The 7555-nt window shown below is 66.3% G+C and carries 6 protein-coding genes; 5 read left to right on the forward strand and 1 reads right to left on the reverse strand.

Going from position 1 to position 7555, the window contains the following annotated elements:
* Nucleotides 1-52: 52 nt before the first annotated feature.
* From E1263_RS30095 to E1263_RS30115, 5 genes are all read left to right on the forward strand, one after another.
* Nucleotides 53-1792, forward strand: coding sequence for a DUF4832 domain-containing protein (locus E1263_RS30095; protein ID WP_132173472.1), 1740 nt, complete (start codon nucleotides 53-55; stop codon nucleotides 1790-1792).
* A gap of 12 nt (nucleotides 1793-1804) precedes the next feature.
* Complete coding sequence (locus E1263_RS30100) at nucleotides 1805-3241, forward strand: DUF4832 domain-containing protein (protein WP_132173474.1); 1437 nt, start codon at nucleotides 1805-1807, stop codon at nucleotides 3239-3241.
* A 153-nt stretch (nucleotides 3242-3394) separates the two neighbouring features.
* Nucleotides 3395-4231: a zinc metalloprotease gene (locus E1263_RS30105; RefSeq protein ID WP_132173476.1), complete on the forward strand. Its 837-nt coding sequence runs from the start codon at nucleotides 3395-3397 to the stop codon at nucleotides 4229-4231.
* A gap of 173 nt (nucleotides 4232-4404) precedes the next feature.
* Nucleotides 4405-5775: an alpha/beta hydrolase gene (locus tag E1263_RS30110; RefSeq protein ID WP_202869122.1), complete on the forward strand. Its 1371-nt coding sequence runs from the start codon at nucleotides 4405-4407 to the stop codon at nucleotides 5773-5775.
* A gap of 9 nt (nucleotides 5776-5784) precedes the next feature.
* Nucleotides 5785-6819: a protein kinase family protein gene (locus E1263_RS30115; protein WP_132173480.1), complete on the forward strand. Its 1035-nt coding sequence runs from the start codon at nucleotides 5785-5787 to the stop codon at nucleotides 6817-6819.
* Here the strand turns inward: E1263_RS30115 and E1263_RS30120 are convergent.
* Nucleotides 6796-7449: a response regulator gene (locus E1263_RS30120; RefSeq protein WP_132173482.1), complete on the reverse strand. Its 654-nt coding sequence runs from the start codon at nucleotides 7447-7449 to the stop codon at nucleotides 6796-6798. The genes E1263_RS30115 and E1263_RS30120 overlap by 24 nt on opposite strands.
* Between the last annotated feature and the right edge of the window lie 106 nt (nucleotides 7450-7555).

Below are 7555 nucleotides of genomic sequence, written 5' to 3' on the forward strand. Positions count from 1 at the left end.
TCCGTGGAGTCCATGATTATTCCATCGCCCGCCCACGCGAGAGGAACTACTCATGAGACTCCTCCGGCTGTTGACCGGCATCACCGCCGGTGGACTTCTGGCTGCTGTTGCGCTGGTCGCCCCCGCCAGTGCGACCATCAGCGGTGGTTCCGCCAGCAACACCGCAACCACCGTCACGTACCAGTACTCGTTCACCGGTTCCCCGTCGTTCCAGCGCGTCTATATCGACACCGACCGCAACACCGGCACCGGCTACGCCCAAGGCACGGTGGGCGCCGACTACCTGCTGGAGAACGGCAATCTCTACAGCAGCACGGGCAGCGCCTGGGGCTGGACGCTGATCAAGGCCGTCACGTTCTCGGCTAGCGGCGGGGTCGCGAGCTGGACTGTGAATCGGGCAGACCTCGGCGAGACTGCTTCGCCGAATGATGCTGATCTGGTCTTCCAGGTCGAGACGCCGCTCGAGACCTCGGCGAAGTACACCCACGTCTACAGCGGCGGTGGCGGCTCCGGTGGGACCGTCAACTACACGGCGAGCACCGACAATTTCGCCAACCCGGAGCGCGGTTTCTACCACCACACCGGTGACTGCGACAAGACCGACTTCTCGCAGAGCACCCTGGAGAGCTACCGGACCAGCCAGGGCATCTCGCTGGTGATGTGCGTGTTCTATCTGGCCGAGTACAAGAACGGCCCGCTCGCCCAGGCAGCCCTCGACCAGCTCCAGCAGCAGATCAACACCGTGCGTGCGGCGGGGCTGAAGATGGTGCTGCGGTTCGCCTACACAACCTCGACGACTGGCGACGACGCAACCAAGGCTCGGGTTCTCGGCCACCTTGACCAGTTGGCGCCGTACCTGAACTCAGGGAAGGACGTCATCTCCGTCGTCCAGGCCGGCCTGGTCGGTGCGTGGGGCGAGTGGTACTACACCCAGAACTTCGGAAACGCCGGCACGGTCAGTACGACGGACTGGGCGAACCGCAAGGAGGTCACCGACAAGCTGCTGAGCGTCGTACCGGCGAGCCGGATGGTCCAGCTGCGGACGCCGAAGTTCAAGCGGACCATGTACACGACGACGCCGGTGTCGTCGGGCAATGCCTACAACGGATCGGCGACTTCGCGGCTCGGGCACCACAACGACTGCTTCCTGGCCAGCCCGGACGACTACGGCACCTACGAGAACACGTCGGTCGAGTATCCGTACCTGCAGTCCGAAACGCAGTACGTCGCGATGGGCGGCGAGACCTGCGGCGTCAACGCACCGCGATCCACCTGCCCGACTGCGACCGCGGAAATGGCCCAGTTCCACTGGTCGTACCTGAACACCGACTACGAGCCGAACGTGCTGAGCTCGTGGAACTCCGGTGGCTGCCTGGCGGACGTGACGAAGAAGCTCGGGTACCGCCTCCGCCTGGAGACCGGGACGTTCCCGACCTCGGCTGTGCGTGGCGGGAGTCTGCCGGTGTCGCTGTCGGTCCGCAACGACGGCTACGCGACGCCGTACAACTCGCGTGGTCTTGAGCTGGTGCTGCGGAACACGAGCACCGGCACCAACTACAAGCTCGCGATGAGCTCCGACCCACGGCGCTGGACGGCCGGCACTGCGACCACGGTCTCGCAGACACTCACCGTGCCGGCGAGTCTGCCGGTCGGTTCGTACCAGCTGCTGCTCAACCTGCCCGACCCGCTGCTGTCCACGCGGCCCGAGTACTCGATCCGGCTGGCGAACCAGAGCACCTGGGAGTCGTCGACCGGGATGAACTCGCTCCTGCACACCCTCACGATCAGCTAGGAGATTCCCCTGATGAAGCTTCTGCGCCTGGTTGGCGCCACGTTAGTGCTCGGCTTACTAGGCCCTGCCCAGCTTGCCGATGCGCACCGCTCGAACCCAACAGATACTCGCACCTACACGGCGAGCGACGCCGTGATCGCCAACCAGGAGCGCGGCTTCTACCACCACACCGAGACGCACTACCGCGCCGACGGCTCCGGCTACGTCCCGCTGGATGCTGCGCAGCTGCGGGGCTTCCGGACCCAGGAGAGCGTGACCCAGATTCTCCGGGTCTTCTACCTCGAGAAGTTCGCCGGCACCGACAAGCTCGACCCTGCCTATCTGGCCCTCGTCCGCGCCGACTTCCGCACTGCCCGCGCGGCCGGGGTCAAGGTGATCGTCCGCTTCGCCTACGCCCAGCCGCCCGGCTGGCCGCCCACCATCCCGTACGGCGATGCTCCGGTTTCGCGAGTCCTGAAGCACATCCAGCAACTGACGCCGATCCTGCGTGAGAACGCCGATGTGATCGCGCTCGTGCAATCTGGCTTCGTCGGCCTCTGGGGTGAGGGCTACTACACCGATCACTTCGCCGACCCGGCCGACCCGAGCAAGGTTTCGGACCAGAACTGGGCCGACCGCAAGGCCGTAGTGATGGCCCTCCTGAGAGCGCTCCCCCGCGATCTCATGGTCCAGGTGCGCACGCCGTACATGAAACAACGCATGCTCGGGCTGCCCACGGGAACCGACGGAGCGCTCTCTGCGGATCAGGCGTACGACGGTTCCGCGGCCGCGCGGATCGGGCATCACAACGACTGTTTCCTGGCCAGCCCCGACGACTTCGGCACGTACCTCAGTGATCCGATCGAGCTCGACAAGGACTTTGTTGCCCAGGACACCAATTACGTGCCCGAGGGCGGCGAGACCTGCGCCGTGAACTCACCGCGCTCCGACTGGGAATCGGCTTCTGCCGAGATGGCCCGGCTGCACTTCTCCTACCTCAACACCGACTACAACCAGGACGTGCTCGGCAGCTGGGGCTCGAACATCACGATCGCCAAGCAGAAACTGGGCTACCGGTTGTCGCTCGTGCGTGGCACCTTCACCACCAAGACCCGCCCCGGCGGCGCCGTACAGGTTGCTCTGGACGTCCGGAATGACGGTTGGGCCGCGCCGTACCATCGCCGCCAGGTGCAGCTCGTCTTTCAGGGCGACAAGCACACCTACCGAGTGAACCTGCCGGCCGACCCGCGCCTGTGGGCAGCCGGTACGACGACCGCTCTGAAGGCGACTGTCCGGGCGCCGATCGCACCGGGCCGCTATCGCCTGCTGCTGAATCTCGCCGACCCGTCACGCCGTCTGCAGACGGCAACCTTCAACCCGATCTACGCCGTCCAGCTGGCCAACAGCGGCACCTGGCAGGCGGCGACCGGCTACAACGACCTCGGGCAAACCATCACCGTTTCGAGATGACTGTCGAGATTTGCTCGATCTCAGATTGCGGGTCGCCAATCTGAGATGTGTGCTGAGGCCGGCGGTACGGGTGCGGTACGGGCAGCACGGCGACAGCGGCAATTCCTAACCTTGCCGCCAGCCGTGCGTCACGGACCGATTGAGGGGAACCAGATGAGGCAAGCAGCACGCATCACCGCTGTACTCGCCGCCGCAGGGATGGCCGTCGTGGGCCTGACCACCACCAGCAGCGCCCAGTCAGCGAACGACCAGAGCGTCCAGGCGACCAGCCTGAGCGCGGCCCGCCTCGTCGCGGCGGCTGCCGACGACCACAGCGACACCGTCTACGTCACCAGCAAGGCCAAGGACGGCACGGTCAGCGTGACGATCTACGACCCGGCCAAGGGAGTGACACCGGATCAGCTCCGGGACAAGCTCCGCCGCAGCGGGGTCACCGGAGTACTCGACAAGGGACAAGAGCCACCCACCAAGCAGCCCAGCCAGAAGCAGGACCTGGCGCTCGCATGCCTCAGCTACGGCACCGCTAGGCAATGGTGCGACCGCCGCTGGAACTACGACCTCTTCCGTGACCCACAGGTCTACTTCCTCGACCACACGTCATCGGCCTGGCCGGTCAGAGCCGCGGTGACCGTCTGGAACGAAGCAGTCGGCATCGACTCCTACTACCGCTGGTTCACCGAGGGCTGCCCGAGCGGCAGGCACTGTGTCCACGTCTACAACGGCCGCTATGGCACCGTAGATGGCTGGTACGGCCGGACCACTTGGGCACCCGACACCCAGGGCCCGGTCACCGTCCAGCTGAACGACAGCTACTCGCTGACGGCCAACGAGCACCGCACCGTCACCTGCCACGAACTCGGCCACGCGCTGTCACTCCACCACAACACGGCCGACTCCAGCTGTCTGCGCTCGGGTACCTACATCTCGCTCCGCCCGAACGTCCACGACTACGAACTCCTGAAGCGGATCTACCCGCTGTCCGGCACCTGAGCAGGTAGCCACGCTTCTCTGCCGTGCGACAGAGGCAAGATCGGTCGCACGGCAGAGGCGCCGCCTGAACCACCCGCTCTACGCTCCTCGGCATGCGACGAACACCGATCCTCGCCATCGCTATAACACTTTGTCTCTTTGGCGTTTCCCCAGCAGTTGCTAATAGCAACAAATTGACCTGGCGCGGCTGCGGCACCGGCCCCGATGACGAGACCGGGAACGCTCTCGCCGCGGCCGACGCGCAGTGCGCCGAGGTCGCCGTACCGCTCGACTACCGTCATCCCGACGGTCGCACGATCAAGATCGCGATTGCTCGGCGTGCTGCCACCGCTCCCAGCAAGGGCACCTTGGTCGTCAACGTCGGCGGTCCCGAGGCATCGCGCCAAGGCGTGAACCTCTTCCTGGACCGCAGCCCGGCGCTGGCGGACCAGTACGACGTGGTCGGGATCGATCCCCGCTTCTTCGGGCTCAGCGCCCCGCTGGAATGCGGTTGGCGAACCGACCGCTACCTCCGCAGCGCCCAATACGCGAGCCCCACCCGCGCCGCCTTCGCCGACAGCGTCGCGGTCGCGCGCGAACTCGCTGCCCAGTGCGCGCCGTACCGAGAGGTGTTGCCCCACGCCTCAACACGCAACATCGCCCGCGACATGGACCGTGTCCGGGCCGCTCTCGGCGTACCGAAACTCTCCTACTTCGGTACGTCGTACGGCACCTACCTGGGCGCGGTTTACCTCCAGATGTTCCCCGCGAACGCCGACCGTTTCGTCCTGGACAGCTCTCATGCGCCCGACAACTACGGGCCACGCTGGACGCGAGAGACCGCTCTCCCGGATGCCGCTGCCTTGGCCGACTGGGCAGAGTGGGCCTCCACTCACACCCCCGGCCTAGGCGCGGCGACTATCAACCACATCGCTGCCACCCTCAAGCGGCACCCGATCCAGGTCGGCACTCAGGAGGTCACCGAGTCGATGCTTCCCGGCCTGCTCCTCACCGTGGATGACGAGGACAAGTCGTACGCCGACTTCTCCGCCGACGTCCGCGTCTACCGCGACGCCGCCAAGGGCCTCCCGGTCACCCCCACACCCCGCCAAGAGGAACGCTTCGCCCTCTACAACCTCACGGAAGTAGTCCCGGCGTTCGGCTTCAGCGCCACTATCGCCAACCAGTGCGCCGATCGTGCTGCTCCGCGCGACCCGAACGTTTACTACCGCGATATCCAAGCGCACCTCGCCGAGGAACCGCTCTACGGCCCGCTGGCCCGAGACATCAGCCCTTGCACCTTCTGGCCGACATCGCCCGTCGAGCCCCCGACCACCATCTCCAGCAACCACCCAGTGCTGATGCTGGCCGCCTCCAACGATCCGGTGCTCCCCTACGCCGGCCAACAGGACATGCATCATGCCCTCCGAGGCTCCCGGCTGGTCACGCTCGCCAGCACCTACCGCCACGGTGTCTACCGCGTCTCCCCTTGTGTAGACGCAGCAGTCACCCGCTACCTGACCACCGGCGCTCTCCCGCCGACAGACCAAACCTGTACGCCCTAAGGTGACGTCGTGGAGATTGATGCGCGGTTGGCCGCCTACCGTGCCGTCTCCGCGTCGCTGGCGCTGCGTAGTGATCGTGAGCTGAGCGACCTGGTGGATGCGGCCGCTTCTCTGAATGCTGGCATCGGCGGGACCTCGTCGCTGCTCGATGTCGATGGAACCCCGGTCTTCGTCAAGCGGCTACCGCTGACCGATCTGGAACGGCAGCCGGGCAACATCCAGTCCACCGCGAACCTCTTCGGGCTGCCCAGCTTCTGTCATCCCGGCCTCGGTGTTCCCGGCGGGCCGGGCTGGGGAGCCTGGCGGGAGTTGGCCGTGCACACCATGACGACAGACTGGGTGCTTGGGCGGAGCTTTGAGGGCTTCCCGCTGATGTTTCACTGGCGGATGCTGCCGCATCCTGGGCAGACGCTGCCTGAGGAACTGGCCGACGTGGAAAAGGTCGTCGCCTACTGGGACGGCTCACCACAGGTGCGGCAACGGCTAGAGGCGCTGCAGGACGCCTCGGCGAGCGTTGCGCTGTTCCTGGAGTACATCCCGCAGAACCTGCACAACTGGCTGGGTGTTCAGGTGCGGACCAACGCCGAGCAAGCCTGCGCCATGGTGGTCAGGGAGCTCGAGGCCGGAGTCTCCTTCATGAACTCCCACGGACTCCTGCATCTCGACGGCCACTTCCAGAACATCCTCACCGACGGCGAGCAGCTGTTCTTCACCGACTACGGCCTGGCAATGTCGTCGTCCTTCGACCTGTCGCAGGACGAAGCCGACTTCTTCGCCGAGCACCAGTCCTACGACCGCTCCTACACGCGGACCCACCTGGTGCAGTGGCTCGTCACCGCCCTGTACGGCTACCAGGGGGACGAGCGCAGCGCGTTCATCCGCGCCTGCGCCCAAGGGGAAACCCCGACGGGAATCCCGCCGCAGATCGCGGCAATCCTCACCCGCCACGCGCCCGTCGCCGCAATCATGCTCGCCTACTACCGCGCCTTCCGCTTCCAGAGCCGGCAGACGCCGTACCCGCTAGGGGCGGCCGGGGCGGACTAGGCCGGCTTCGTAGGCGAGGACCACGGCTTGCACGCGGTCGCGGACGCCGAGCTTGGCGAGAACGCTGCTGACGTGGGTCTTCACGGTGCCGGGGGAAACGCTGAGCTGGTTGGCGATCTCGGCATTGGACGAGCCGCGGGCGACTGCGATCAGGACTTCGCGTTCGCGGTCGGTCAGTGCCGCAACCGCCTTGCCTGCAACGGGATCGAGCGCCGGGGCCAGCTGGTCGAGCAGGCGGCGGGTGGTCGAAGCAGCCAGTACGGCGTCTCCTGCGTGCACCGTGCGGATCGCGGCCAGCATGTCTTCCGGCGGAGCGTCCTTCAGCAGGAAGCCGCTAGCGCCGGCCCGGACGGCGGAGAGCGCGTACTCGTCGAGGTCGTAGGTGGTCAGCATCAGAACGCGCGGCGGCTCCGGGAGAGCGGTCAACTGCCTGCACGCCTCAATCCCATCCAGGCCTGGCATGCGGATGTCCATCACGACCACGTCCGGCCGGGTACGCCGTACCTCCAGCACACCTGCAACGCCGTCGCCTGCCTCGCCGACCACCGTCAGATCGTCCTGCGAGTCGATCACCATCCGGAACCCGGCCCGCACCATCGACTGATCCTCGACCAGCACCACCCGGATCACATCGGCATCCTTGCCCTAAGCAACGATCCCCCACCAGGCCGCTCCGTCAGCTCCACCGAACCACCGTACGCCGCCACTCGCTCCCGCATCCCCACCAGCCCGAACC

The sequence above is a fragment of the Kribbella antibiotica genome (genome assembly GCF_004349055.1).
GTDB lineage: Bacteria > Actinomycetota > Actinomycetes > Propionibacteriales > Kribbellaceae > Kribbella > Kribbella antibiotica.

What these genes read in the sequence shown, in the direction of transcription:
- E1263_RS30105 (WP_132173476.1), top strand. Translation starts at nt 3,395, where the DNA reads ATGAGGCAAGCAGCACGCATCACCGCTGTACTCGCCGCCGCAGGGATG.
- E1263_RS30100 (WP_132173474.1), top strand. Translation starts at nt 1,805, where the DNA reads ATGAAGCTTCTGCGCCTGGTTGGCGCCACGTTAGTGCTCGGCTTACTA.
- E1263_RS30095 (WP_132173472.1), top strand. Translation starts at nt 53, where the DNA reads ATGAGACTCCTCCGGCTGTTGACCGGCATCACCGCCGGTGGACTTCTG.